Source organism: Microcoleus asticus IPMA8 (assembly GCF_013179805.1).
Classification (GTDB): Bacteria; Cyanobacteriota; Cyanobacteriia; order Cyanobacteriales; family Microcoleaceae; genus Microcoleus; species Microcoleus asticus.
Map to the genome: position 1 here is coordinate 1 of NZ_SRRZ01000114.1, position 25,408 is coordinate 25,408.

The 25,408-nt window shown below is 42.5% G+C and carries 26 protein-coding genes; 12 read left to right on the forward strand and 14 right to left on the reverse strand.

All coding sequences use genetic code 11. The features are described from left to right. Window positions 1–219: 219 nt before the first annotated feature. A complete protein-coding gene (locus E5S67_RS34865; RefSeq protein WP_172190942.1) occupies window positions 220–363 on the reverse strand; it encodes a helix-turn-helix domain-containing protein in 144 nt (47 codons plus the stop codon). Next, complete coding sequence (locus E5S67_RS24405; protein WP_172190943.1) at window positions 353–733, reverse strand: helix-turn-helix domain-containing protein; 381 nt, start codon at window positions 731–733, stop codon at window positions 353–355. The genes E5S67_RS34865 and E5S67_RS24405 overlap by 11 nt, the downstream gene beginning before the upstream one ends. 56 nt (window positions 734–789) lie before the next feature. On the opposite strand from E5S67_RS24405, the gene E5S67_RS24410 reads away from it, so the two are divergent. Continuing rightward, a complete protein-coding gene (locus E5S67_RS24410; RefSeq protein WP_172190944.1) occupies window positions 790–927 on the forward strand; it encodes a hypothetical protein in 138 nt (45 codons plus the stop codon). A gap of 402 nt (window positions 928–1,329) precedes the next feature. Here E5S67_RS24410 and E5S67_RS24415 read toward each other — a convergent pair whose 3' ends face one another. After that, on the reverse strand, window positions 1,330–2,271 hold the full coding sequence (locus E5S67_RS24415; RefSeq protein ID WP_172190945.1) for a polysaccharide pyruvyl transferase family protein: 942 nt from the start codon (window positions 2,269–2,271) through the stop codon (window positions 1,330–1,332). Between the two features lie 70 nt (window positions 2,272–2,341). After that, window positions 2,342–3,265: a glycosyltransferase family protein gene (locus tag E5S67_RS24420; protein ID WP_172190946.1), complete on the reverse strand. Its 924-nt coding sequence runs from the start codon at window positions 3,263–3,265 to the stop codon at window positions 2,342–2,344. 460 nt (window positions 3,266–3,725) lie between these two features. Between E5S67_RS24420 and E5S67_RS24425 the strand changes: the two genes are divergently transcribed. The 9 genes from E5S67_RS24425 to E5S67_RS24470 all read left to right on the forward strand — a co-directional run bounded on the left by E5S67_RS24425 (window position 3,726) and on the right by E5S67_RS24470 (window position 14,040). Continuing rightward, window positions 3,726–5,063: a flippase gene (locus E5S67_RS24425; protein ID WP_172190947.1), complete on the forward strand. Its 1,338-nt coding sequence runs from the start codon at window positions 3,726–3,728 to the stop codon at window positions 5,061–5,063. Continuing rightward, the gene (locus E5S67_RS24430) at window positions 5,060–6,274 is read left to right on the forward strand and encodes a hypothetical protein (RefSeq protein ID WP_172190948.1); all 1,215 of its coding nucleotides are present in this window, start codon (window positions 5,060–5,062) and stop codon (window positions 6,272–6,274) included. Before E5S67_RS24425 ends, E5S67_RS24430 begins: the two co-directional genes overlap by 4 nt. Window positions 6,275–6,771: 497 nt before the next feature. Beyond that, on the forward strand, window positions 6,772–7,197 hold the full coding sequence (locus E5S67_RS24440; protein WP_216670689.1) for a hypothetical protein: 426 nt from the start codon (window positions 6,772–6,774) through the stop codon (window positions 7,195–7,197). Window positions 7,198–7,241: 44 nt separating this feature from the next. Next, entirely contained in the window at window positions 7,242–8,501 is a 1,260-nt protein-coding gene (locus E5S67_RS24445) for a glycosyltransferase family 4 protein (RefSeq protein WP_172190949.1), read from the forward strand. Window positions 8,502–8,564: 63 nt separating this feature from the next. After that, window positions 8,565–9,473, forward strand: coding sequence for a glycosyltransferase family 2 protein (locus E5S67_RS24450; protein WP_172190950.1), 909 nt, complete (start codon window positions 8,565–8,567; stop codon window positions 9,471–9,473). A 1-nt stretch (window position 9,474) separates the two neighbouring features. After that, window positions 9,475–10,632 (forward strand): glycosyltransferase family 4 protein, encoded by a 1,158-nt coding sequence (locus E5S67_RS24455; RefSeq protein WP_172190951.1) that lies wholly within the window; start codon window positions 9,475–9,477, stop codon window positions 10,630–10,632. A 115-nt stretch (window positions 10,633–10,747) separates the two neighbouring features. Next, entirely contained in the window at window positions 10,748–11,977 is a 1,230-nt protein-coding gene (locus tag E5S67_RS24460; protein WP_172190952.1) for a glycosyltransferase family 4 protein, read from the forward strand. A gap of 59 nt (window positions 11,978–12,036) precedes the next feature. Continuing rightward, window positions 12,037–13,119, forward strand: a complete 1,083-nt coding sequence (locus E5S67_RS24465; RefSeq protein WP_172190953.1) for an NAD-dependent epimerase/dehydratase family protein — start codon at window positions 12,037–12,039, stop codon at window positions 13,117–13,119. Between the two features lie 75 nt (window positions 13,120–13,194). Beyond that, window positions 13,195–14,040: a WecB/TagA/CpsF family glycosyltransferase gene (locus E5S67_RS24470; protein WP_246276971.1), complete on the forward strand. Its 846-nt coding sequence runs from the start codon at window positions 13,195–13,197 to the stop codon at window positions 14,038–14,040. 629 nt (window positions 14,041–14,669) lie between these two features. Here the strand turns inward: E5S67_RS24470 and E5S67_RS24475 are convergent. The 3 genes from E5S67_RS24475 to E5S67_RS24485 all read right to left on the reverse strand — a co-directional run bounded on the left by E5S67_RS24475 (window position 14,670) and on the right by E5S67_RS24485 (window position 17,678). Continuing rightward, entirely contained in the window at window positions 14,670–15,629 is a 960-nt protein-coding gene (locus E5S67_RS24475) for an Npun_F2552 family protein (protein ID WP_172190954.1), read from the reverse strand. 125 nt (window positions 15,630–15,754) lie between these two features. Continuing rightward, window positions 15,755–16,081 carry a hypothetical protein gene (locus tag E5S67_RS24480; protein WP_172190955.1) on the reverse strand — a complete coding sequence of 109 codons (327 nt, stop codon included), beginning with the start codon at window positions 16,079–16,081 and terminating at the stop codon, window positions 15,755–15,757. A gap of 172 nt (window positions 16,082–16,253) precedes the next feature. Further along, window positions 16,254–17,678, reverse strand: a complete 1,425-nt coding sequence (locus tag E5S67_RS24485) for an aspartate ammonia-lyase (RefSeq protein WP_172190956.1) — start codon at window positions 17,676–17,678, stop codon at window positions 16,254–16,256. Between the two features lie 373 nt (window positions 17,679–18,051). Between E5S67_RS24485 and E5S67_RS24490 the strand changes: the two genes are divergently transcribed. Both E5S67_RS24490 and E5S67_RS24495 read left to right on the forward strand, forming a co-directional pair. After that, window positions 18,052–19,917 (forward strand): hypothetical protein, encoded by a 1,866-nt coding sequence (locus tag E5S67_RS24490; protein ID WP_172190957.1) that lies wholly within the window; start codon window positions 18,052–18,054, stop codon window positions 19,915–19,917. A 309-nt stretch (window positions 19,918–20,226) separates the two neighbouring features. Further along, window positions 20,227–21,912, forward strand: coding sequence for a DNA repair helicase XPB (locus tag E5S67_RS24495; protein ID WP_172190958.1), 1,686 nt, complete (start codon window positions 20,227–20,229; stop codon window positions 21,910–21,912). Here the strand turns inward: E5S67_RS24495 and E5S67_RS24500 are convergent, their stop codons facing one another. The 7 genes from E5S67_RS24500 to E5S67_RS24525 all read right to left on the reverse strand — a co-directional run bounded on the left by E5S67_RS24500 (window position 21,913) and on the right by E5S67_RS24525 (window position 25,260). Beyond that, the gene (locus E5S67_RS24500; protein WP_172190959.1) at window positions 21,913–22,557 is read right to left on the reverse strand and encodes a peptidase M15; all 645 of its coding nucleotides are present in this window, start codon (window positions 22,555–22,557) and stop codon (window positions 21,913–21,915) included. 190 nt (window positions 22,558–22,747) lie between these two features. Further along, complete coding sequence (locus tag E5S67_RS24505) at window positions 22,748–22,954, reverse strand: hypothetical protein (protein WP_172190960.1); 207 nt, start codon at window positions 22,952–22,954, stop codon at window positions 22,748–22,750. A 92-nt stretch (window positions 22,955–23,046) separates the two neighbouring features. Further along, window positions 23,047–23,337, reverse strand: a complete 291-nt coding sequence (locus E5S67_RS24510; protein ID WP_246276972.1) for a GIY-YIG nuclease family protein — start codon at window positions 23,335–23,337, stop codon at window positions 23,047–23,049. Window positions 23,338–23,397: 60 nt separating this feature from the next. Beyond that, window positions 23,398–23,568 carry a hypothetical protein gene (locus E5S67_RS32665; protein ID WP_216670690.1) on the reverse strand — a complete coding sequence of 57 codons (171 nt, stop codon included), beginning with the start codon at window positions 23,566–23,568 and terminating at the stop codon, window positions 23,398–23,400. 68 nt (window positions 23,569–23,636) lie between these two features. After that, window positions 23,637–24,443: a TIGR02391 family protein gene (locus E5S67_RS24515; protein WP_172190961.1), complete on the reverse strand. Its 807-nt coding sequence runs from the start codon at window positions 24,441–24,443 to the stop codon at window positions 23,637–23,639. Window positions 24,444–24,639: 196 nt separating this feature from the next. Beyond that, window positions 24,640–24,996: a hypothetical protein gene (locus tag E5S67_RS24520; protein ID WP_172190962.1), complete on the reverse strand. Its 357-nt coding sequence runs from the start codon at window positions 24,994–24,996 to the stop codon at window positions 24,640–24,642. 3 nt (window positions 24,997–24,999) lie between these two features. Beyond that, window positions 25,000–25,260 (reverse strand): hypothetical protein, encoded by a 261-nt coding sequence (locus E5S67_RS24525; RefSeq protein ID WP_216670691.1) that lies wholly within the window; start codon window positions 25,258–25,260, stop codon window positions 25,000–25,002. Window positions 25,261–25,408: the final 148 nt, after the last annotated feature.

Genomic DNA, 25,408 nt, shown 5'->3' on the forward strand with positions numbered 1-25,408 from the left:
GAACTTGTTTTTAATTGCTGAAATCACCAGTTTATAGGATTCGTATGTCTATTTTCAGAATCCTATCAAATAAGCATTCAACACTTCTGGGTTAATTATCTAGAACAATATTCTTTAGAGGTGGAACAGTTAATGAAGTTAACTCCTTCTAAACGCCGCTTTTATCAACAAGGTATGCGGGCTGCAACTCTTATACAGTCTATCTCGTAGACCTCTTTGTCACCCCCCCAGGATGAACTCACATAGTTTTTTTTTGAAGCTTGCCTGCACCTCTTCGTTCGCTTTGTCACTTTGGGGTCTTGGGACTTTCAGGTCAGCTTTCAATTTATAATGAACTAGGTCATGTACCACTTTATAGCTCACTTTTATTCCGCATTCTTTTTCTAGCCAGAGCTATAATTTGCCATAACTTGTTTCTCCCTGTGGTTCTTGCAGCTTTTCGATTAATTTTTCTCTCACGCTCTGGCGGAATATGTGGAGTCTTTCCGGGAGCTTTTTTTATGCTAAGTAATTCAGTAATTCCACCTTGAAAGTAAGCTCTTAACCAACGATATATTGTTGATTCGTCTCGTTTCAACATCGTGGCTAATTCTGCTCTTTTTTGGATTTTTTTGGTGGCCAGCCAGTATAATACCAGTAATTTTTCTTTATTTACGGCAGTAGCACTCCGTTCGAGTCGATGCTCTAGTTCCTCAACCGTTTCCTGGATTTGTACCTGAAGTTTGTTCGCCATATTGGATTTCCTCTACTTTTACCCTATATTTTAGTGTACCTTCATAGTGAATTGGTATGAGAAAGCTGAAAACCGCGCTCGGACGGTTGGTTGATGAGTGCCGTCCCTCGATGAGGACGGCACTCGTCAACCAACCAAGGGCAAAGTTTGGAACTTTTGGAGAGGCTATCGAAGCATTTGTGACAGTTGCGTAAGTCCTGACAAAATTATCAGGTAACCATTGAGGCGAAAATATCCTAGTTCCCAATTGTGGATAAAACTTGAGAGGTATTCTATGGATTTTATGCCTTAACTTATTCACAGTTTTCAGCCAATTTCGGTCGGATGATATAGCCGTTTCATTTTGGCTTTGCTTAAATTGAACTAGCATTTGTGAGTCTACATTTAGACTTTGTAAACTTTCATGTAAATGGTAAGCAGCCTTCGCCTCTCCACCACTAATATCCGATGTATTAATCACTAATACTTTCATAATTAATTAAGCATCCAAATAGGTTATTGGGTAACCGTGAAATCCTTGCAGTGTAAGCGTCCTCGCTTGCTAGAATATACAGTTTAAATGCGTAACAGGTTAGCTAATAATTATTGACAGTCGCTCAAAATTGCTTTTTCCACTCATTAATGGCTGTTAAAGGGATTTTTATTAAAGTTTCTTCTTTAGCATTAATCCAATTAGCCACACTGTTTAAATCATCTCTTTGTACGACTGGCAAATTAGTATCTTTAGAAATTTCTGTAGCGCGATTATCAACTGACAGAATTAAAGTTCTCCTTTTATATTGTAAAGCTCTAATCCCAGCGTGTAATCGTGTCCCTAAATAATCAACCGGATACTGAGACAAAGCCATATCTAAAGCTGATAAGCTAGGATTAAGATAAATCGCTCGTTCGCCACATAGATCTTTCATGTACTGATAATCTTTGGGCTGTTGCGTCCAGTAATAAATGAACTTATATTCCTGTTTCAGTAATTCGACTAACTGCTTATCAAAACTAGGATTTTGATTATATTCAGTAAAAGTAACTAATACTGACTCTGCTTTACCTTGAGGAATTTGGACACAATGTTCCTCTGTTAATTTCCACATAGTAGGACAAGCAGTATTAATTACATTATTAATCCCGATCAATTTTAGCTGTTTTTCTGTGTAACTGTCTCTCACCGAGTGCACATATTTTTTACTTAATAGCCGTTTATACAAAATTTTGGTATATAAATTAGGCTGATTTTGGTATTGCCACCATCCCACACCCATTAGCGTAATATCTGTAATAAATAGAGAGTCCATTAAACTGACCTTCCATTGATTATAGGAGTTCATGTTAGAGGACAATAAATTAGTTCCACCGACAAAAATTAAACTGCTTTTTCTCATAAAGCGGTAAGAATCGCTCGATATGACATCATGGGTAGGAAAATTAATAAATAGTCGATCGGGAAACATCTCATATAAAATGCTATTCACTGCATCCATAATGATCTGGTCTCCTAAATTAGAGCTACAGATTGAGGTATCCAAGACTGAGATAGTTTTCATAGCCTATTTTTCATTAAGTTGAGTAAGTTGACAGTGACATTTCGTATCATTTCATTAGGATTGGCAAAAATCATTTTAACCAGAGTTTATCGGGAATTCTTTTTAAGTGTTTTATCACCTTATTAATCAAACTCTCATGGCTGATAAATAGTTTTTCAAACATTAATCGATCGTACTCTCGATCGACTATCAGATTATCATTGATTTCAAGAGGAAACGTTAAATCTAATTGTTTCATTTCTGCTATTTCCTTATTGAGAATTCCAGTATGAGTAGCCGCTAACCCAAAACCTAAATTAGCCACCAAATTGACACAAGGCACGATCGACAAGCCCCCTTGAGCCAAGCGAGTAAAACTCCATTGAAAATCCCACGTATCTACCTTACCCTGAAAAGTATTTTCCAAATCCCGCGCTCTAATTTTATACTGAGCCTCATCAGCCAGTATAGCTTTAATTTTTGCTTTCACGTCAGGATTGATCCAAGCCTGCATATTAATATCATAAAATTGCCAGGCCCTCTGCCAAGAAGCCCAGCCCCAAATACCTCCATAATAAGAAAAATGATAACTTTGCCGATCGGATTTCCATTCCTCCAAATAATTAGTCCCACTAATCATCATTACCCTGGGTTCATTTCTATATAAATCCAGCATTTCTTCACAAAATTGAAAAAAAGATGGATTTGGCAAGCAATCATCTTCCACAATAATTGCTTCTTCTACTGTATTAAATACCCAATCTAACCCACTAGCTACCCTGTGCTTACAGCCCATATTAGCCTCAGCATAATTTTTATAAACTTGACAATCCCAGTCCACTTTTTCAATTATGGCCCTTACCTCAGCACATTTTTCAGCTTCCTCTGGCTTATCAGAGCGTGGTCCATCAACCACGAGTAGAAGTTTAGGCGGTTTAACTTCCCGAATCGCTGCAAATACCCTTTCTGTTGTATGAGGGCGATTAAATCCAAAAAAAGCCACAGGTGTTTTCATGTATTAAACTCCAACTTATCATCCTTTTTACTTTCGCTACGCCTAGACTGCTTGCTCAACATTTACCAAGTTTGGCTTTCAGTAGTTCAGTTCTGCCTTTTAATCCTGCTTTAGCATAGTGGATCATACCCAGTAAACTAGGGATTATGCTTTCACCTTTGCATTTGTAGGGATAGGAGTTGGGTTAAACCAACCTACAAATCTCATCAGTTGTTCTAGCAAATGAGCTAAACTAACCTAAATGAGTAATAATACTCATTTAGGTTAAACGAATCGTATGGTATTTGAAATTTTAGAATACTTAGAATACATAGTGGTAAAAGTTGTAGTTAAGGTAATTGGTGTAGTAAATCCTGCATAAGTGCTAGTCTTATGATAGACTATAAATCATTACTACTCTGGCTAGATTGCAAAAATTTCAAAAAGTGTATTTTTATTTTGTAATAATTTAAAATTGCCGATGTTACACAAGTTGGCTGGTATAGGTCAAAAGCTTGGTCCGGGTGTGCGCCAGGCACTAAGCAACATAGCTTGGCTGTTCACTGACCAAATCTTACAGATGGGTTTGGGTTTAGTCGTAGGCCTTTGGGTGGCTCGCTATTTAGGGCCAGATCAATTTGGCTTACTCAACTACGCCTTGGCTTTTGTGTCGCTATTTAGCGCGGTGGCATCAATGGGTTTGGGTAGAATCGTCATCCGCGATATTGCTCGCAACCCGGAATGTAAAAATGAGACGCTGGGAACAGCCTTCGGACTACAATTTATTGGCGGTATAATCACTTTGGTATTAACTGTCACCGTGATTTCCCTACTTAAGCCTAATGAAAGCCTAACTCGCTGGTTAGTAGGAATCATCGCCGCCGGAAGTATTTTTAATTCTTTTGAAGCGATTAATTTTTGGTTTCAGTCCCAAGTGCAGTCAAAATATACAGTTTTAGCGAAAAATTCGGTATCTTTTTTGGTTGCTGCTGTCAGAATTGGGCTAGTTACATTTAAGTTTCCCCTCATTGCTTTCGCCTGGATTCGCTTAATAGAAGTGGCAATGATAGGAATCGCTTATGTATATTTTTATCGGCTCACTGGCAATAAAATTAAGCTGTGGCGATTCAGTTGGGATCGGTGCAAGGAATTACTTTGGGAAAGTTGGCCGATTATATTGTCAGGATTGGCAGTTTATCTGTACTCAAAAACCGATCAGATTATGCTCGGCGCTATGAACAAAAATGCAGAACTGGGCTATTACGCTGCTGCCGTGAAAATTTCGGAAATCTGTGACTTCTTGCCAATGATCCTATCTAGCTCTATTTTTCCCAAGTTAACAAGTTTGAGAAAAAGCAATTATGAAGAATATTTAAACAAATTTCAAATTTATTCAGATATAATGATATTTTTCTGGTTAGGAGTAGCTATTCCCATCTCATTATTTTCACCGTTGATCGTGCATCTGCTTTACGGTGAAAAGTATGCTAAGTCAGCAGCAGTGTTGTCAATCTATGTTTGGGCACAATTTGGTAGTAACTTTGGGGTGGCACGGAACACATACTTTACGATAGAAGGTCAGTTGCGTTACGGTCTTTACTTGACCGTGGTTGGCTCTATTTTAAATGTGGGGTTAAACTTACTGCTGATTCCTAAGTATGGAGCTTTTGGTGCAACTACGGCTACTCTAATCACTTATTTTTATGTGATTATATTAGTCAATTTATTGATTAAGGAATTGCGCCCCTTTGGAAAAATGATCTGGCGTTCTCTTAACTTATACCAGGCTGCTTGTAGAATTAGAGCATTAGTAAAATGATTCAAATTAAACCTAACATCGAACAACGCTCGAATTGCCCCTATTGCGGGACAGAACTCAGCCCAAAAAATGTTTTTTGGCAAGGGATACATATTGTTCTGGACTCTAAGTGCGAGGGATGTGGCAGCGAAATCATCGACGATTTGAGAGTAGGTCATGGAGTGAACAACTACCTTCAAGTTAATTTAATCAAAGAAGAAGTTTTTGCGGCGGTTGCTTACAGAAAAGAATGGTTAGGCAAACCATTACTCAATTCACTCCAAAATCCTCAACCAGATAAACTTGAGATAGTCAAGGAAGTTTTTAAACCATGCAAGGGGGCAATTATCTTAAACTGTATCGATCATCTTTATGGTCACTCTCTGCTAAAATTACTAAATGCACAAAAGCACTTAGAATGCAACTCAGACTGCGGGTTAGTTGTGATAGTTCCTAAATTTTTAAGGTGGATGGTTCCAGATGGAGTTGCAGAAGTCTGGACAGTACCTATTTCCTTAAAAAATGGTCAAAATTACTATCCCAGCTTCGCCGAGTTTGTTCAGGAAGAAACTAAACGCTTTGATGAAATTTATGTCAGCGAAGCCCATTCTCACCCCAGTCAGTTCGACATCACGCAGTTTACGAGAGTTCCCAAACACAACTTTGAGGAACCAGAAACAAGAATTACTTTTATTTGGCGGGAAGATCGTTTATTAGTTAACCGCTTGCTGTTCCGAGTTTTGAGAAAGCTAAATCAACGAGAAATGGCATTGCCAATGCAAAATTTGAAAATTCAGCAGTTATTTGAGAAAATCAGGTTGCAAGTACCAGAAGCAAAATTTGCTGTGGCTGGTCTGGGTACAAAAACTAAGTTCCCAGAATGGATTGAAGATTATAGGGTAGATAGTTTTAATGAAAAAATTGAAAAGGAAATATGCCGTCTTTATTCAGAAAGTCGGTTAGTAATTGGTCTTCATGGATCTAATATGCTGCTGCCTTCTGGTCATGCTGGTATGACCATTGATTTAATAGATGAACGGTGGGGAAACTTTGCCCAAGATGTTTTATACCAGGAACGCGATCCTAGAATGGCATCTTTTCGTTATAGATTTTTGCCTTATCAGACTAAAACTGATACACTGGCATTCATAGCGGCTGTCATGGTGCTGAATTGGTCTAAGTTTAAATCCCAAATGACTGCTGATGTTGTTAATTCAGATGTTGTAGAGTAGTAGAAAAGAGGAAGTCGCAAAAGGTTAAGGCGGAACCAGGAACTTATCTCGTCAACTCCCCACTTTTTTACTAAGCTGTTGCACACTTAAATAGGGTATAATGGAAACTTAATTGAGTCAATCAGTACAAAAATGCCAGCGAAGAATCATCTCAAGCGAGAACAAATAGAGAAACTACAGAAAGCCTTAAAAGGAAAGAAAATGGAGATATTAGAGAAAGAATTCTGATTTTTTATAGCTCAATGACGGAAAAACACGAAATAAAATTGCTGAATTTGTGGGTTGTTCAGTAAATAGAGTGTCTAAAAGAGTTCATTTATGGAGACCCAGATAAACTCGAAAGTCTATCAGATAAAAAAAGGTTTGTAGAGTTTATAAGTAAAGGCGATTCAGATAATTTCTATAAAGTCCTAAAAATATTTTATCAAGAACTAATTTATGAATGGGTAGAAGCGGGGAATCAAGCATCAGACTTTAGAGAGAAAGGAGCGAAAATAGTGATCGTTGATTTAGATATGAAGCTGTGGCCAGAAATTCGCGATGGTAATTTTTTGATAGATGTACTGGGAGACTCCAATGCTACAAAAGTTTGGACGAATATTTTTCAGCTTTGTTATGAAAAAAAATTACAGAGGTGGGCTTATCAGTGGACATTTGCTAACTTAATTCAAAATGGTATGAATATTCTTGCGAATGTTAATTTAGCTTCTAATATCGGACATGGTGTAGGGGGAACTAATACGGAGGATGTCAACAGTCCTTATAGTAATATGCCTCTAGAAGCTATAACATTTCCGATGAAACACCCGCCTTTTGCAATTAGGGATACGCACACAGATAAATTCGCCCCAAAAAAAATATTTGATTACGATCCGCCGTTGTTAAGGAAGGTGCCAAAAAAAGTCAATAAACTGTTGAAATAAATTAGGTAAAGTCAGCTAGGAATCTATTAGGATAGGCAGAAAAAATGAAGGTTGTACTTCTCAATAGTTCTGATACTGAAGGGGGGGCGGCCCGCGCCGCTTATCGACTGCACCAAGGTTTCCAGGGCATTGGTGTGTCGTCGCAAATGCTGGTAAAAAATAAGAGTAGTGGCGATCGCCATGTAATTTCGTCACAAAATAGTATTGCAAATAAGTTTGACAAGATTATTTCAACTTTATCTAACGCACCATTGCGATTTTACCCTGAGAGAAACCCAGTTATATTTTCTACAGAATGGTTGCCCGATTCTCTCCCTGGTAAAGTTGCCAAACTAGAACCTGATATTATTAATTTGCACTGGGTTTGTGGAGGTTATTTACAAGTAGAAAGTATTCCGAAGTTTAATCAACCCTTAGTCTGGACGCTGCATGATATGTGGCCTTTTACAGGTGGATGTCATTATAGTGAAGATTGCGATCGCTACACTCAATCTTGTGGTAGCTGTCCGCAACTTCACAGTAATAAAGAGTCGGATCTGTCACGGTCGGTGTGGCAGCGGAAAGCTAAAGCTTGGAAAAAGCTTAACCTAACTCTGGTTAGCCCTAGTGTTTGGTTAGCTAAATGCGCTAATTCTAGTTCTTTATTAAAAGATTTTCGAGTTGAGGTAATTCCTAATGGCATCAATACTCAAAAGTACAAACCCATAAATCGTCACTGGGCGCGAGAAATTCTGAATTTACCTCAAGATAAACAAATTGTACTCTTTGGAGGTGCAAGTGGAACAGGCGATCGCTGGAAAGGATTTAACTTGCTAGTACCTGCTTTACAAAGCCTCAGTAAATCAGGCTGGAAAGATCGGATAGAGTTGCTGGTTTTTGGCTCTTCTGAACCTGAAAATCCCATTGAACTTGGCTTTAAAACTAACTATTTGGGGAGACTCGCAGATGATATTTCCCTAGCCACTATTTATGCAGCAGCAGATATTTTTGTCGCCCCTTCCGTGATAGATAACTTGCCAAATACAGTCATGGAAGCCCTTGCTTGCGGCATCCCCAGCGCCGCATTTAATATTGGGGGACTGCCCGATATGATCGAACACTGCTCAAATGGCTATTTAGCTAAACCTTATGAAACAGAAGACTTAGCGCGAGGTATTGCATGGGTGCTAGAAAATCCGGATCGACATCAAAAACTCTGCATTCACGCCCGTCAGAAAGCGGAAAAAGAATTCACCTTGGAGATACAAGCAAATCGCTATTTGTCTGTTTTTAACGATGTTCTGTCAACTCCAAAGTCAAGATAAAAATCTGATTTTATTTGGTAAAGTTTACCTTGCATATCGCTATAAGCCGCACAATTGGGAACAATGAACCGTACTAAAATAGCCGCCATTTTAACTTGCTTCAACCGCAAAGAGAAAACATTAGCTTGCTTAGAGGCTCTTTTTAAGCAGGCACTTCCAGCCGAGGTTGATATTTTAGCCTATTTAGTCGATGATGCCAGTACCGATCGCACCAGTGATGCAGTTCGTCAAATCTATCCTCAAGTCAATTTATTTTCCGGCGATGGAAAATTATTTTGGAACGGGGGAATGCGTGAGGCTTTCAGCGAAGCAATGAAAGATGATCCCGACTACTACCTATGGTTAAATGATGACACTCTTATTTATCCAGAAACCGTAAGTGTTTTGCTAGAAACCGCTCAAAAATTATCAGAAAAAGGACAAACCAAAGCCATCGTTGGCGGTTCTACCTGCGACCCCGAAACGGGGCAAACAACATACGGCGGTGTTGTGCGAAATAACCCTTTGCACCCATTCCGATATGGTATCCTAGAACCAACAACAGAGCCTCAGATGTGCGATACTATGCACGGCAACTGCGTATTAATTCCCCGCAGTGTTGTGCAAATGGTCGGCAACCTCGATCCAGCTTTTGTCCATTATATTGGCGATTGGGATTATGGTTTACGAGCCAGACAGAAAGGATGTACAGTTTGGATTGCTCCTGGCTATTTAGGCACTTGTTCTCTCAACCCCCAGGTGACCAAAACGGCTGCTGATAATTTAAGTGAAGGATTGGATAAAATGAGCAAACCGAAAGGTTTATCGTTCAAAGATACTACCCTGCAACCGGCTCAAGAGTGGAAAGTATTTACTCAGCGGCATGGTGGCTGGTTGTGGCCAATTTATTGGCTGCTACCTTACCGCAGGTTAGTTTGGCTTTCAGTGTTGAGTAAACTGGGATTGACTAAAAACAAAACTCAAGGTGAATAGGATGGTTGATAGAAATGAACTCCGCATTGCTTGGCTTGTCCCGGAAGTGGAACTGGGAGCTTACTGGCAGCCTGTTTTGAGGGAATTTACAAAAATTTTTAAGAATACAGTATTTTATACTGGTCGTGTTTGGTCTGGGTTCGATCCCACCCTGCCGGGAGCCTCGGCAATTCAGTTAGTAGGGGAGACTAAATTTGTCGAGACGGAAAAGATAGAAACAGGATACGATCGCGGATTCATTGTAGTATCGCCTAGTATTATCGGCTATTTGCTAAAATTTAGACCTCATGTGGTCTTTCCCCAAGCTTTCTCTTTGTGGACTGTAATTGTTGCGTTCTTAAAACCGCTACTGAGGTGGAAAATTGCGATTATTTACGATGGTAGTTCCCCAAATACCGACTTTCGAGATTCCAGTTTTAGGACATTTGTGCGCCGCATCCTTGTGCGGTTTGCCGATGCTTTTGTTGCCAATAGCAATGCAGGTAAAAAATATCTGATGGAAGTTCTAAACGTACCGGAGGATAAAATTTTTACCCGAACCTATCTCGTACCTGATGCGGGAGCTTTGCTGAAACGATTAGATCAAACTCAGCCCCCCAACTTGCAGTTGAAACGCCCGATTTTTCTGTATGTAGGGCGCATCACGGCGAGAAAGGGAATTCAAACGCTTTTAGAAGCTTGCGCTATTCTTAAAAATCAAGGTTATGTTGATTATTCGCTGTTGATTATTGGCAAGGGAGATCAGCGGAAAGAACTGGAAACATTTATTAAAGAGTGCGATTTTGAAGAGCAAGTAACGTGGGCGGGATGGGTGGACTATGGAAATTTAGGTGCTTATTTTCAGCAAGCTGATATTTTTGTGTTTCCTACTTTTGAGGATGTCTGGGGTATGGTTGTACCCGAAGCGATGGTGTTGGGAAAACCAGTATTGTGTTCAAATGGTGCAGCTTCCTGTGAGTTAATTATGTCAGGCGAGAACGGTTATATTTTCGACCCTAGCAGTGCTAAAGAGTTAGCGGATAAAATGCAAAGTTTTCTAGAGAATCCTGATTTGATTAAATCCATGGGAGAGTGTTCACGACAGATAATTTCTCAAAAAACTCCGGAAACAGCCGCGAAAGCTTACATCGAAGTTACATCTTTCTTGATGGAGAAGTAGGTGAAGGAAGTTGGGCAATGGATTTTATAAGGAATTTTGTAAGGAATTTAACGGATGGAGGGAATAGGGGATAGGGAATCGGGAAAAATTAGCCATTACCAATTAGCAATTAGCAATGAAAGTTTTATTATCTGCGTTTGCTTGCGAACCAAATCTCGGCTCTGAAGAGGGAGTAGGATGGAATACTGTTATCCAATCTGCTAAACATCACGAAAGTTGGGTATTTACTCGCACGTTTTGTCGATCGTACATTGAAGCAGAACTAGAGCGGAACCCAGTGCCAAACCTGCACTTTGTTTATTTCGATCCGTTTGGGTGGAGCGAAGATTGGAAGGGGAAACAAGGATTGCTGCAACTTCACTACTATTTGTGGCAAATCTGGGCTTATTTTATCGCTCGTAAGCTCGATCGCGAAATCGGTTTTGACATAGTACATCACGTAACTTATGTCAAACATTGGTCTCCAAGTTTCCTGGCGCTGTTGCCGCATCCTTTTATTTGGGGGCCTGTGGGGGGTGCAGAAGCAGCACCAAAGCCTTTTTGGCAAGATTTTAGCCGCCGGGGCAAAATTTACGAAACGCTGCGAGCATTGGCTCAAAGCGTAGGAGAACGCGATCCTTTTGTGGGGCTGACGGCGCGCCGCAGTGCCGTGGCGCTGGCAACTACGGAAGAAACCGCCGCCAGACTGCGATTTCTTAAAGCAAAAAACGTGAAGATTTTCTCCCAAGTCGGTTTATCGCAGCAGGAAATTCAAGAACTAGAGCAATTTCCTATCCCGCCGGAGCAACCAATTAGATTCATCAGTGTCGGTCGTCTCTTACACTGGAAAGGGGTGCACTTGGGACTCCGTGCATTTGCGGAGGCAAAGCTGGAAAAATCGGAATACTGGATTGTGGGAGACGGCCCGGAAAGGCAGCGTTTGGAAGCTTTGGCAACAGAATTGGGACTGGCAAATAAAGTATTTTTTTGGGGAACTTTATCTCGCACTGAAACTCTTTCTAAAATGGGGGAGTCTCACGTTCTCCTCCATCCGAGTTTGCATGACTCTGGCGGTTTTGTCTGCACGGAAATGATGGGGGTTGGCCGTCCGACGATTTGTTTGGATTTGGGCGGCCCAGCTACTCAAGTGACGGCCCAAACGGGCATTAAAGTGGCTGCTACTGAACCCGATCGCGCTGTGCTAGGTCTAGCAGAAGCTATAGTGTGTTTAGCCCAGGATAGTGAATTGCGATCGCGCTTGGGTCGAGCGGGTCAAACGCGCGTCCGGGAAATCTATGATTGGAATATCAAAGGTAAATTCTTTGCCCAATTGTGCGAAGATGTATTCAACGGAAAATCAGGATAACTTCTGATTTATTCGAGCGGGCAAAACAAAGAAAACTATATTTTTTCAGGCGGTGAAACGTGGGCGTTGCAATCATTACTGGCTCGGCGGGTTTAATTGGCTCTGAGGCTTGTAAGTTCTTTGCCAAACAAGGCTTAGAGATAGTTGGCATCGACAATAATATGCGCCAGTTCTTTTTTGGTGCTGATGGTTCTACAAACTGGAATCGCCAACTGCTCGAAAAGTCCTTGGGTACCAAGTATTATCACTTAGATGTGGACATTCGCGACTATGAAGCGATTACCAATATCTTTCAGCGGTACGGCGAGTCGATCGAATTAGTAATTCACACAGCAGCCCAACCCAGCCATGATTGGGCTTCCCGTGCTCCGAAAATAGATTTTACCGTCAATGCCAACGGCACTCTCAATCTTCTAGAAGTAACTCGCTTGTACTGTCCTAAAGCGGTTTTCATTTTCACTTCTACTAATAAAGTATACGGCGATACACCCAACAAATTGCCTTTAATTGAATTAGAACACAGATGGGAAATTGAATCGGGTCACACTTACGAAAGCGGCATTCGGGAAGATATGTCAATCGACCAGTGCCTGCACAGTTTGTTTGGTGCTTCTAAGGTAGCTGCTGATATTTTAGTTCAAGAATACGGTCGATATTTTAATATGAACACCGCTTGTTTTCGTGGCGGCTGCCTGACGGGACCCAATCACTCGGGAGCTCAATTGCACGGCTTCCTCGCATACTTGATGAAGTGCGCCGTGACGGGAACTCCTTACACCGTGTTTGGCTACAAAGGCAAACAAGTCCGCGATAACATTCATAGCGCTGATTTAATTTCGGCATTTTATGAATTTTATAAGGCTCCCAGAAGCGCCCAAGTTTATAATACTGGAGGAGGCAGATACAGCAATTGTTCGATGTTAGAAGCCATCCAGATGTGCGAGGCAATTGCGGAACGCAAATTTAATTGGACTTATGCTGAAGGGAATCGCATTGGCGATCACATTTGGTGGATTAGCGACAATTCAAAATTTTCCAGTCACTATCCTAACTGGAAAATGAAATATAACGTTAAACAAATCCTACAGGAGATTTATGAATGTAACCGCGAGCGTTGGCTGAAAGAAGGGTCGGATGGTTGAGCTGGGAAAAAAGAATGTGCTGGCTATTTTGGGAAACGATGGAATACAAAGTTAAAGAAATCCTACAGGAGATTTATGAGTGTAACGGCGAGCGTTGGCTTAAAGAGGTCTTCCATGATTGATAAAGGGAAAAAGAATGTACTCGGCATATTAGTAAATGCCGTTAATTATGAAGCGGCTGTTAGCAAAATTATTGCAGCAGCCAGCGCCGGAAAACCAATGTCAGTTTCGGCTCTAGCGGTTCACGGTGTAATGACTGGGGTTCTTGACAGCACTCATCGCTATCGGATCAATCACATTGACTTAGTATTGCCAGACGGACAGCCGGTCAGGTGGGCGTTAAATTGGCTCTACCACACGGAATTGCCCGATCGAGTTTGCGGCCCAAATGCGATGTTACAAATCTGCGAACGTGCCGCAGAAGAAGGATTATCTATCTATTTGTACGGCTCTCAAGCTTCTGTGCTGGAGGCTTTATCTTACAATCTTTGCCAACGTTTTCCCAAGTTAATTATAGCTGGAACTCAGCCTTCTAAATTTAGGCAGGTTTCGGCCCAAGAAAAACAAGAAATTGCGCAGCAAATCCGCAACAGCGGTGCAGCAATTACTTTTGTCGGTTTGGGATGTCCGCGACAAGAAGTCTGGGCTTACGAATACCGGGACGACTTATCAATGCCGCTGATTGCTGTAGGTGCTGCTTACGATTTTCATGCGGGTAATTTGGCTAAAGCTCCTGAGTTTTTATCTAAGATAGGTTTGGAATGGCTGTTTCGGATGATTAAGGAACCCAAGCGCCTTTGGCAGCGCTATGTTTTTTTGAATCCCCTTTATATATGGCTGTTTTTGCTGCAAGCTTTGAAAATCAAACAGTTCGACCCCACAGATGCCACGCCGCCTGTGGAAGAAGTATTGTATGGTTGAAATTTTAAGAGCTGTGGTGAATGGTCAGTTTTCACAAATAAAAAGCCCAAAGCCCAAAGTAGGAATAATAATTAATTATTTTGACTTTCGAGTTTAAGCTGGTGATGATTGGAATCTAGAATTAATAGGGTGTTTTCTATGACTTATGTGTTGCTTGTTTTGTAACTACTGTCTAGGTAACAGAAAAAGCGTCAGCCGTCCTTGTTGTCTGATTTTGATGGTTTGCTATCGACAGCCAGTAGTCGCACCCTAAAGTTATCGTGGCGAGGTTTCTTATTTTGTCAGAGTTGATTTCTGGCACAGAGGATTGGCTTTTGTCTTGATTTATTCCAGGATTGACTGGGATTTCGCCATTGGGTTAAATGCTTCTATTTTGGGAAATTTGGGGTGCTAGGATTAAGGGAATTGACTGCTAAGAGCATTAAGGCTAAAGAAGGGGAACAGCTCAGCAAAGCCACTAGGTTTTTGCTGGCGATAACTTTCCAGTAGACGTGCAAGATTTTAGTTTAACAGATCGATCGATGGATGTGAGGCGATCGCATAAAATTTCACTTTTTATTTGAGATTGCTTATTGGTCTTGAAAGTCCGCGCAGGCGGACTTTCAAGTTTGGGGATAAGTCGAGTTTAATTATTTGCCAGCGTAAGCAGCCATCCGTTCTTTGATAAACCGGATATAAAAATGCCTGAAAGTAGACTTAATTACCCGCGGCATACCAAAGTCGATCGGCATCATGTTTTCCGGTAACTTCCAATCCAAAACCTTGAGAGTTTCCGGTTGCAAAAGCGGAAAATCAATCGCCTCTAAATTCGAGCAAAGTCCCAATCTCATCGCCGCAGCTACAGTCGGAACCGCCGCCGGAGCAGCATTAATAATTTCAACTAAAGTTCTGTCCAAGGCAAACACATCATCAGAGGCGCCCAAAATTCCCAAAAACTTAGGTTCGCCGCCGCTTGGCCCGTTACCTTCGTGACCGATAATTGCATCCAAAATCGTCAAATTTGGGTTAATTGCTCGGGCAGTTTCTACCAGCATTTCACCGAATCTGGCGCTATCTTTGCCAGCTTCCATGTGCCACCAAGCCTTCATTTTTCCGGGGACGCAGCCGAACAAATTTTTCACGCCCATTGTCACCGTTAATTGAACGTGAGATTTGAGTTTGGGCAAATTAATCACTACATCGGCTTCCATTGCTTCTTTGCAAATTCGCAGATGATTGAAATCTTCGCTGAGAGTTTCGTAGCGTTTTCCTTGAAACTCAACTACTGGCAAATTCAGTTCTTCCAACAGCGGCAAATAACCGTTGGCTTTGGCTACACCCATTGCGCTACCAAAAGCTGGACTATCGCCTAAAAATGGTTTTCCTCCCGCTTCGATCACCATTTTAGCCACGCAGTAAACCAACTCTGGGCGGGTGACGCATTCTTTGGTAGGGCGAGAACCTGTCAGGAGATTGGGTTTGAGTAAAACCCGATCGCCCGATTTGACAAAAGCCGAGATTCCGCCCAAGGGTGCGAGCAAACTTTCTAAAGATGTTTGCAAAATTTGGCGATCGTATGAATTGGCGCGAATTAAACTAACAACAGACATAATTATCAATTAATTTGTAATTGGTTGTCGATGGGGAATAATCTCAATGTAACGCACGCACGGATCGCCCTAAGCAGGGCGATCCGCGCGCACCTTACCAAGAATAATCTCAATACAAATGAGTCCTAAGTATCCATCGCCAATCTACCAGCAGCAGCCCGCTGCATGGTACTAACTCGCAGCGAGTTAGAGAATACTCCTTGACCTTGCAGTTCAGGGATAGCAGGTTTAACTTCAACTTTCACCAACCGGGCAGTACAGATAAAAACCGTTTGATCGGCTAAATGGAAAGTCAACCAAGGTTGGTTTAACAAATGCAGCACTTCGTCTTGGAATTCTTGTGCAGGCATCGGAATAGTAAAGGTTTCGGTGTGACCTTCCACATAATGAAATGTCACTTGAGTCGTGTTCTCTTTATCTTGAGTTAATTTGCCAAAAGAACCTGCGCGCATAAATCTTGCTCCCAAACTTTAGACTATAAAAAAATTCAGAATTAAATGTAAAAGATTGAATTCTGAATTCTTTAACTTTAACCTGTGACAGCCGTTAGGCACAACTCAGAAGGCAGAATGCAGCATTCAATCAATTTCAGCCTTCTAGTTTCTAGCTGATAGCTTCGAGATCCTAAGCGTTAGCAGAAGATGCCGGCATCGCACTCATTTTTTCTAAATCTAGAACTTTTGCCAAGTCTTCTGCACTCATTAAACCCCTTTCTAGCACAATTTGCCGCAAAGATTTGCCTGTTTCTAAAGATTCTTTAGCGACAGCGGCGGCGTTGAGATAGCCGATGTGAGTGTTGAGGGCGGTAACAAGGGCGAGACTGCCTTCAGCATAAGCGAGACACCGATCGCCCTTAGCTTCAATTTTGGCGAGGCATTGTGTAGTCAGGGCGCTGATGGTATTGCCTAAAATTTCGATGCTGTGAATGAGATTGTAGGCAATCAGGGGCATCATCACGTTCAATTCTAATTGTCCCGCTTGGGCTGCCAGGGCGATCGCGCTATCGTAACCCATAACTTGAAAACAAACCATCGATGTCATTTCTGCCATCACAGGATTGTATTTTCCCGGCATAATTGACGAACCGGGTTGCACGGGAGGCAGTTGAATTTCTTTCAAACCCGTTTTCGGCCCTGAGTCCATCAAACGCAAGTCATGGGACATTTTAACGCAATCCTGAGCGAGATTTCGCAGTGCACCGGAGACATTTACAAACGGTGCCATACTTTGCATAGCTGCCATTAAATGCCTTGCTGGTTTCAAGGGGTGGTCGATTAATTCTGAGAGAATATCAGCAACTTTTTGACTGTATTCAGGGTGAGTATTTAAGCCTGTTCCTGCCGCACTTCCCCCCAATCCCAGGGATGTCAAATCATCGGATGCCCTGTCAATTCTCAAGGTATGTTCTCTGAGAATTTGCGCCCAAGCGCCGAAGGTATCGCCGAGTCGAACCGGCACAGCATCTTGCATATGAGTGCGGCCGGATTTTACAATATCTTTGAATTCTTCTGCTTTGTTTTCTAGGGCAACTACGGCATCCGACAAAGCCGGAAACAGAGTTTTTTCTAATGCCAACAATCCGCCGATCCGAATCGCCGTCGGAATCACATCATTGGTCGATTGACCGTAGTTTACATGATCGTTGGGACTGACGCGCTTGTAGTTGCCTTTTTCCTCGCCCATAATTTCCAAAGCGCGATTTGAAAGAACTTCATTAACATTCATGTGGTGAGAAGTTCCAGCCCCGGCTTGGTAGACATCAACTACGAATTGGTCGCGCAATTTGCCCGCTAGGATTTCATCTGCTGCTTGGATAATTGCTTGACTGATGTCTTCTGGAATGCAGGCGAGTTCGCCATTAGCGATCGCCGTTGCTTTTTTAATTAAAACACAAGCATCAACGTATGTTGATAAAGGCTTAATGCCGCTGATCGGGAAATTTTCAATAGCCCTTAGAGTTTGGATGCCATAATACACATTAGATGGGATTTGTTTGTCTCCCATAGAGTCGCTTTCGGTGCGGTAGCTGATGGTTGGGTGTTCGCTCATATGGCTTTGTTTGTGATGATTGGGAATTGGGATTTTTTTTAAACGCTGCTGACTGTCACTGCTGTTTTACCGCGCCGGCGGACGCAGTAAAATACAAGTCACGATTGTAAATAATTATCTCACACTCCGAGTTGAATCTCAAAACTCAAATTTTAAATTAAGATTTTTCCCTAAATTTGTGAAGAGTAGTTGTGTAATCCCAAGTTTTTGAGTTTGCCTAATTTTGGACTTTATTAGATAAGATTTGCCTGTTTAACAATAAATATTAAACCATGCTTCGGATTTTTGTAACAAAAATTCAAATTACAAATCGGGGAAAGTTGTTATATTTGGTAGCACAAACAATTTTGCAGCAGGCGAATTGCCAAAAATTATGCCGCGTTACCAAACCCTAGATGATGTTACTACCCTTCAAGAGGCACTCGAAGGAATAATTGTTGAAGATTTAAAAAAGCTGAATGCACTGCTGTCGGGCGATCGTAAATTAACCCGCAAAGCTGACCTGGTTGCTGGGATTAAACAGCAAATGCAGGGAGAAAAACTTAAGCAAGTTTGGGCGCAATTAGACGACCTGCAAAAAGCTGCCGTAGCGGAAGTTATACATGGGTCAGGTGGTGGCTATGATGCCGATGTATTTATGGCGAAATACGGACAACAACCAAACTGGGGAAAGAGCGATCGCTATGGATACAACCGAGAACCATCCCTACTATGCTTGTTCTTCTACGGCACTGCGATACCCTACGATCTTGAAGAAAACTTGCTGAAGTTTGTGCCAAAACCTCAAGCAACTTCCTTAAATCTGGTTGGCGATGTACTGCCAGATAATTTTATAATTCGTGTAGAAAAACATAACTTTCGTACATCTAAAAGAGAGGTATCCGAGTACGAACTTCCTTTGACAATTTTTGAAATGGAACGGGCAGCCTCAAAGGATTTGGAAGCAGTTTTGCGTCTGATTCAGTCGGGCAAAGTTGCCGTTAGTGAGAAAACCGCATTACCTGGTGCCGCAACTCTGAAAGCGATCGCCGCCGTATTGCAAGGGGGTGATTTTTATAACGACGAACAGCGCCAAGCTACCTTGGAAAAAGGCGATATATTCTACGAGGTTGGTAACATCAAATCCTTTGCTTGGGCCACGATCGCCCAAGCGAGCAAATTCGCCGAACTATCGGGCAAAAAGCTAGTTTTGACCAAAGCGGGACAGAAAGCTTTGCAAGAATCACCTGCCAAAGGTTTACAGACATCATGGAAGCGCTGGTTAAAAACAAACTCTTTTGATGAATTTCGCCGCATTGATGCGATTAAAGGACAAACTGGCAAGGGGGCGCGCGGCATGACAGCGGTGGCGGGGCGGAGAGAGGCGATCGCCTCAAGGCTAGCAGAATGTCCTGTCGGTAAATGGATTCTGTTTAGCGAATTTAGCAGGTATATGTTGGCAACAGGGAATCGGTTTGAAGTAACGCGCGATCCCGACAATCTCTATATTTCTGAATTTGGGTATGGTAACTTAGGATATTCGGGCAGTCACGATTGGCATATTCTGCAAGAAAGATATATGCGCTGCCTGTTGTTTGAGTATGTTGCTACCCTGGGAATAATTGATGTTGCCTATGCCGATCCGTCCCTCGTACCCAGCGATTTTGACGATCTTTGGGGTACGGACGATTTGAGATTTCTCAGCCGCTACGACGGCTTAATATCTTTTCGCCTGACAGCTTTGGGGGCTTACTGTTTGGGATTGACTCAGAATTACACCGCGCCAGCAATTGAGTTCCGTAAAACACTCCGCGTACTGCCCAATTTAGATATTGTTGTAGCAGGAGAAGGCATCGCGACATCAGATGCGATCGTCCTCGATCTCTATGCTAAAAAAGTTTCAGATGTCGTCTGGCAACTAGATCGACAAAAGCTATTTACCGCCATTGAAGCCGGATACCCGCTAGCCGAATTTAAAGAAGTTTTAGAGACAAGAAGTATCGAACCGCTACCCGAAACCGTACAGCAATTTCTGACGGATGTTACAGAACGAGCGAATAGTTTGCAAGATGTAGGAACTGTCAAGTTAATCGAATGTACAAACGCCCATTTAGCAGTGTTGATTGCCAATGATTCCCGTACCAAAAAATTCTGTCAGCTAGCGGGCGATCGCACTTTGGCGGTTCCATTGTCCCAGGAAACTAAATTTCGCAACGCCCTGCGGCAGATCGGCTACGTCTTACCCCAGCGGGATAAATAATACACCTGATACTATTAGTGTCGAAAATCACCCGAAAACCTTTTTATGTTTCGTTTATAGCTGAGTCCAGATCCCCCTAAATCCCCCTTAAAAAGGGGGACTTTGAGTATTTGTAGGGTGCGTCGCTGGCGATAAATCCTAAAAAAAGATCGACAATCTCAATCGCGACGCACCTTATAACATGGACTGGAGCAAATCAACCAAACTTTTCTGTTCTAACAAACTTATTCCGTCTTCCTTTTTCCCTCTTCCGTCTTTCTTCTTCCGTCTTCCTTTTTCCCTCTTCCGTCTTCCTTCTTCCTTCTTCCTATGACTTACGTTCCTGAAAATGCTTTAATCGTACAAAGCGATCGATCGATCTTACTAGAAGTTCACGCTCCCACAGCACAACAGGCGCGAGAAGCGATCGCCCCCTTTGCCGAATTAATCAAAAGTCCCGAACACATCCACACCTATCGCATCACGCCCCTCAGCGTGTGGAATGCGCGGGCGGCGGGAATGCCAGTTGAAGAGGCGATCGCAGCTTTGCGAAAGTATGCCAAGTATCCCATTCCTGAGTCCGTAGCGCAGGAAATTGAACTGTTGGGGGCGCGGTATGGATTAACTGTAATTGAAAGAATCGATGCGGCTAGCCCCGATTTACAACTGCGAATTGCCGATTTGCCCCTAGCAGAATTGCTGGTACGGGACGATCGCGTCAAACCAATGTTGGGCAAGCGCATCTCCGATCTTTGCTTTCAAGTCGATGCCGGGAATCGCGGCGTACTCAAGCAAGCTTTACTAGCGGTGGGCTATCCGGCAGAAGATTTGGCTGGATATGTCGAGGGTGCCGAATTAGGGATTTCTTTGCGCGATCGTACTTTAGCGGACTTGCCCTTTAACTTGCGTGCTTATCAACAAGAAGCAGCAGAGGCATTCTATCAGGACGGGGAGGTAAAAGGTGGAAGTGGGACGATCGTCCTACCGTGCGGGGCTGGTAAAACCATAGTCGGGATGTTAGCGATGAGTTTGGTCAAGCAAAAGACACTCATCCTCACCAGCAGTTTGACTTCAGTGCACCAGTGGCGCAGGGAAATATTAGACAAAACGAGTTTAACTGAGGATGCGATCGCTGAGTACAGCAGTGTTACCAAACAGACGGCTGCTGTCACCCTATCGACTTACCAAATGCTAAGTTATCGAGCGAATAAAGATGATGAATTCCCGCATTTCGAGTTGTTTAATGCGGAATCGTGGGGACTGATTATTTATGATGAAGTCCATCTATTACCTGCACCGATATTTCGGATCACTGCTGAATTACAAGCACGACGCAGGTTAGGTTTAACAGCGACATTGATTCGCGAAGACGGGAAAGAAGGCGATGTATTCACATTGATTGGGCCCAAGCGCTATGACGTACCTTGGCGCGAATTGGAAGGACAGGGATTTATTGCCACTGCGAATTGTACGGAAATCCGGGTCGCCCAAAATGAGGCGGAAAAAATGGAATATGCCCTAGCGCCCCGCCGCAGCCAGTTTCGGATTGCTGCGGAAAATCCGGGTAAGTTGGATGTGGTGCAAAGTTTGTTGCAAAAGGAAGCGGGACACCGTATTTTAATTATTGGTGAGTATCTCGAACAGTTGGATGCGATCGCCAAAATTACCGAATTGCCTCTGATTACGGGGAAGACTAAACAGGCAGAGCGCGATCGGTTATACGAAGCATTCCGTCACAAAGAGATTCCCGGATTAATTCTATCTCGCGTGGGCAATTTTGCCGTCGATTTACCCGATGCCGATGTGTTAATTCAAGTATCGGGAAAGTATGGTTCTCGCCAAGAAGAAGCGCAGCGCCTCGGACGAATTCTCCGCCCCAAACCCGACGGACACAATGCCAGCTTTTATACATTAGTATCGCTACAAACTTGCGAGGAAGATTTTGCCCGACACCGCCAACTGTTTCTGACTGAACAGGGCTACAACTATCGCATCGAAGTTCAAAAAGATGTTTAGTCAGCGATCGATAAATTCTTGGTAAAACTGCTCATGCAAACCTAAGAAATTATCCATCCCCTTCTTTGTCATATACCCGCTCTTCTTACCAGTGTGCGGATTTTTTACGTAGCTATAAATTTCTTTTGAAACATTAGGATTCTCGCTCCACCTAATGTTGAACGCTGCATAGCTTGGGAAAAAGGTCATTGCTGCATAAGCATCAATGTGGTCATGTATCCACCATGCCAATGCTGTCCAATCTTGAGTGCGATCGTAGTAAGGGATGAATGATGTAACAATAATACATACTGTTGCTCCCATATACCCCTCTGAATCTTTTACGTCCCAGATATGTTCTGCATAGTTGGACTCATTACTGGCACAGTTGTACTGATTTTTATTCTCTGCTCCTTTGGCGTTCACCGCACAAGAACGATAAGCTGAGCGGATACTAATCCGACCAAGGGCATCTTGAATTGGTTCAAGCACTCTCTCACACAAATTCTTTCCTGCTGCGATCGCCAAGTCAGGATCGCTAGGAATGTTAGGGATACCTTGAATTTGAGAGATTTCCGAATAAAGAAACTCACGCATGAAAAAACTCTTAGAGAGTTGAACCCGTCCTAGTTCTTCCAAAGCTTTAACAGTTTGTGGCTTTCTCATATAATGAACTACAGCAATTAGAGGTGAATAGCTTAATGTTAAACACTGACAGATAATTTAGAAGCATTGTTGCAGCCCAAAGCAACGTTCCGGTTGAGTGGCTAGAAATAACTTTTGCATCACCACCAATATCTTTCGGTAGTCCGCTCCAACCGGGTTGTTAGAGCGCGGCGATCGCCACTTGACGCTGTTATTGTCCGCGTCCTGGTTTGCAATCTGCAAAACCTAATGCCTGCGTATCAAGGAAACTAGCGATCGCCATCTCAATGACTGCTTCGATTGGGTATTCAATTTCAGCAGCACGAGCAATTAGGGCAGCACGAATTCGTTCAGGAAAACGTCCTAAAATAACTTCGGCATCAGCGAGGGAAAGTTGCTCTTGAAGTTTGGCTTGCATGGCTTTACATCTCAGTTGGAATTTGGACGTTGTAAGGGGGTTCAGCAGCTCTTAGAATGATGGCTTCTAGCTCCAATAGTAACGCAGGGTTCTCAAGCGTGAGAAATTGTCTGTACTGCAATCCGTATGTCTTCATCGCTATATTTATCGAGCCATGCCCACAAAAAAGCTTTGTGCCCACCACTGAAGCGACCTCGTAAGCTCTTGGTTTTACCGATGTAGAGCAATCCATCAGTTCTGTGCCTGATTGCATAAATGCCAGGACGCGCAGGAATACTCTCAAACCCACGGGTCAATGGTTGACATTGCTCAAACGGAATGAAAGCAATCGCGTCTAGAATTCTTCGTGCTTGGATTTGGAGGTCAGAATCATTCGTTGGCATGAAGGCAAGAAGGCTAATTGCACAGAAATCATAATCCCACAAATTCTGTTACAACCATCATCAACTAGGGATGGTTTCCTGCGCGATCGCACAGAGAAGGCGATCGATCCCGAGCTGATTTGAGCCTTGGCCGTGCCTGTGTTTTTCTAGGATATGGGAAAGGGGCGAGCGATCGAGGGAAGTTGCGGGCGATCGGGTTTCACCTGTCTGTAAAAAATGTAACGTTCGCACTCACCGGACGCTAGTAATTTCTGCACCATAACCGATCAACTCTCTGCGGTTGGTGTGCATGGGCGTTGCTAGACACCATTTGAGCTAGATTGTGTTACAGTTGCATCATCTAGCATACGCATTAATAAACTTGCAAAACCTAGAATCTCAAAAGTTTTTATTGGATCAGAGGTATCCAAGAAACGATGGCTCTGTGGATTCTTAAAAATACCGATTGCGCCTCGGTACATAGAGTGTACTGCCTCCTGTTCTGCATTTACTGAACTAAAAATGAGCTTTGGTTGATTAGGATTAATAACCTTTGAAACCAGAGCAAGTCCTACATCAGTTTGTGCTGCTGATCCACGAACTCGAATTTCTTCCTCGACAGTTTTCATAGCATTGAATATGGCCTCATCATAAAGTCCAGATTCAAACTGTTGCTGGCATCGGTGAATAATTTTTGGATGCAGAGAATTGATTGTAAATTTGAAGCTAGTCTGGGGTTCAGGTATCATCTGACCTAACCTGCGCTGCAAGTCGTCAATTAGTTCTTCACTCGACATCGAATCTGCGCGATGCTTGTAGAGAGTATTTTCAAATGGTGTTAGAACCTTTTCATAAAGTTCCCCAACATACTGACGACGTAAAGCATAAGTAGCCAAAAGAGCTGACCAGTAATTATACCAATCCCACAGGGATCTAAAAGAATTTGGATTGTCAACGTTGAAGCCTTCATTTTGTAGAGATTCCAGCTTCAAACTCACTTCCATATATAGCTGCTTATACTCATCATCTTTTTCCTGAATACGTGCTTCACCTGTTGCAACTGTCACCATAAGTGTCTGAAGTTCGTGAATTTTCTGCACAAGTTGTTCAAGTGATTGGGGTGTCATATAGAAAAATAATCTCTATTATTGATTAGTTATCAGTTTCGCAGTCTAACAATTTAGTTTAAATGCGCGCGCTCTTTCCAGAATAGAAAGACTTTCTAATAGTGCTTCTACAACTTCTCTTTTTCGTCTCATATATTAATTACTAAGATAAAATTAAACAACTTACAGTTTCAGCAATGCTCGTACTTGTATCTCTCTACTTGTACTTTATGTTAATAACAGTCTCCCCTTGTGACCCCACTCTAAAATTCACATTACAAGGAATACCTATTTCATTTAGGTTAGTGCCAATATTTATACCTGCTTCTTTGGCAATTTTTATCTCTAACTCATCGACCCCGTTTTCTTGGCCCGATCTAATTATTTCCTTGATATTTTCAAGATCATTCCCCTGACTTAATGTAGCAGCATCAATAACCTTCTGAGCTAGTGGTTCAATCAATAGTTTCCATATGTCATAACCAGGGATAAGGCTTCTCCAACCATGAGGAAAAGCCGATTTTAAGGCAATTGCAGCTATATCATTGTAATCAATTGAGACTTTCTTAGTCATCGCTTAATTTGCCCGAGCAATCTCTAGAACTTCGTTGTGATCCGCAGCAACTGCGTACACCTTCGCGTCAAATTCACCATCAAAATGCGTGTGAACCACTAGCTGAACACAAAACCAAGGACTGTAGATCGCAGTTGCGACGTACTCCCCCACAATGGGAATGCGGGCCAACTCTCGTTTTTCGTTGTTAGACCAACCCCGTTCCTGCGGGCTTCTAGTGTGAAAAACACTTTCATTGACATCACAAACTCCTTTGAGTTGCATAACAGTCTAGCTCAACCGCAGCAGCTACTAGACATCTCCGAAAACAATCAAAGCCTCTAGACATCTCCGAAAACAATCAAAGCCTCTGTGTAGTTAAGCTCCTTGACGTAAATGTAATCATCCTAAATTAGCTAGTGTGCACGATAAA

Bases quoted from the DNA above. Each gene is read 5' to 3' on its own strand.
- E5S67_RS24405 (WP_172190943.1), bottom strand. From the start codon at position 733: ATGGCGAACAAACTTCAGGTACAAATCCAGGAAACGGTTGAGGAACTA.
- E5S67_RS24410 (WP_172190944.1), top strand. From the start codon at position 790: ATGAGAAAGCTGAAAACCGCGCTCGGACGGTTGGTTGATGAGTGCCGT.
- E5S67_RS24415 (WP_172190945.1), bottom strand. From the start codon at position 2,271: ATGAAAACTATCTCAGTCTTGGATACCTCAATCTGTAGCTCTAATTTA.
- E5S67_RS24420 (WP_172190946.1), bottom strand. From the start codon at position 3,265: ATGAAAACACCTGTGGCTTTTTTTGGATTTAATCGCCCTCATACAACA.
- E5S67_RS24425 (WP_172190947.1), top strand. From the start codon at position 3,726: ATGTTACACAAGTTGGCTGGTATAGGTCAAAAGCTTGGTCCGGGTGTG.
- E5S67_RS24430 (WP_172190948.1), top strand. From the start codon at position 5,060: ATGATTCAAATTAAACCTAACATCGAACAACGCTCGAATTGCCCCTAT.
- E5S67_RS24445 (WP_172190949.1), top strand. From the start codon at position 7,242: ATGAAGGTTGTACTTCTCAATAGTTCTGATACTGAAGGGGGGGCGGCC.
- E5S67_RS24450 (WP_172190950.1), top strand. From the start codon at position 8,565: ATGAACCGTACTAAAATAGCCGCCATTTTAACTTGCTTCAACCGCAAA.
- E5S67_RS24455 (WP_172190951.1), top strand. From the start codon at position 9,475: ATGGTTGATAGAAATGAACTCCGCATTGCTTGGCTTGTCCCGGAAGTG.
- E5S67_RS24460 (WP_172190952.1), top strand. From the start codon at position 10,748: ATGAAAGTTTTATTATCTGCGTTTGCTTGCGAACCAAATCTCGGCTCT.
- E5S67_RS24470 (WP_246276971.1), top strand. From the start codon at position 13,195: ATGAGTGTAACGGCGAGCGTTGGCTTAAAGAGGTCTTCCATGATTGAT.
- E5S67_RS24475 (WP_172190954.1), bottom strand. From the start codon at position 15,629: ATGTCTGTTGTTAGTTTAATTCGCGCCAATTCATACGATCGCCAAATT.
- E5S67_RS24480 (WP_172190955.1), bottom strand. From the start codon at position 16,081: ATGCGCGCAGGTTCTTTTGGCAAATTAACTCAAGATAAAGAGAACACG.
- E5S67_RS24485 (WP_172190956.1), bottom strand. From the start codon at position 17,678: ATGAGCGAACACCCAACCATCAGCTACCGCACCGAAAGCGACTCTATG.
- E5S67_RS24490 (WP_172190957.1), top strand. From the start codon at position 18,052: ATGCCGCGTTACCAAACCCTAGATGATGTTACTACCCTTCAAGAGGCA.
- E5S67_RS24495 (WP_172190958.1), top strand. From the start codon at position 20,227: ATGACTTACGTTCCTGAAAATGCTTTAATCGTACAAAGCGATCGATCG.
- E5S67_RS24500 (WP_172190959.1), bottom strand. From the start codon at position 22,557: ATGAGAAAGCCACAAACTGTTAAAGCTTTGGAAGAACTAGGACGGGTT.
- E5S67_RS24505 (WP_172190960.1), bottom strand. From the start codon at position 22,954: ATGCAAGCCAAACTTCAAGAGCAACTTTCCCTCGCTGATGCCGAAGTT.
- E5S67_RS24510 (WP_246276972.1), bottom strand. From the start codon at position 23,337: ATGCCAACGAATGATTCTGACCTCCAAATCCAAGCACGAAGAATTCTA.
- E5S67_RS24515 (WP_172190961.1), bottom strand. From the start codon at position 24,443: ATGACACCCCAATCACTTGAACAACTTGTGCAGAAAATTCACGAACTT.
- E5S67_RS24520 (WP_172190962.1), bottom strand. From the start codon at position 24,996: ATGACTAAGAAAGTCTCAATTGATTACAATGATATAGCTGCAATTGCC.
- E5S67_RS24525 (WP_216670691.1), bottom strand. From the start codon at position 25,260: ATGCAACTCAAAGGAGTTTGTGATGTCAATGAAAGTGTTTTTCACACT.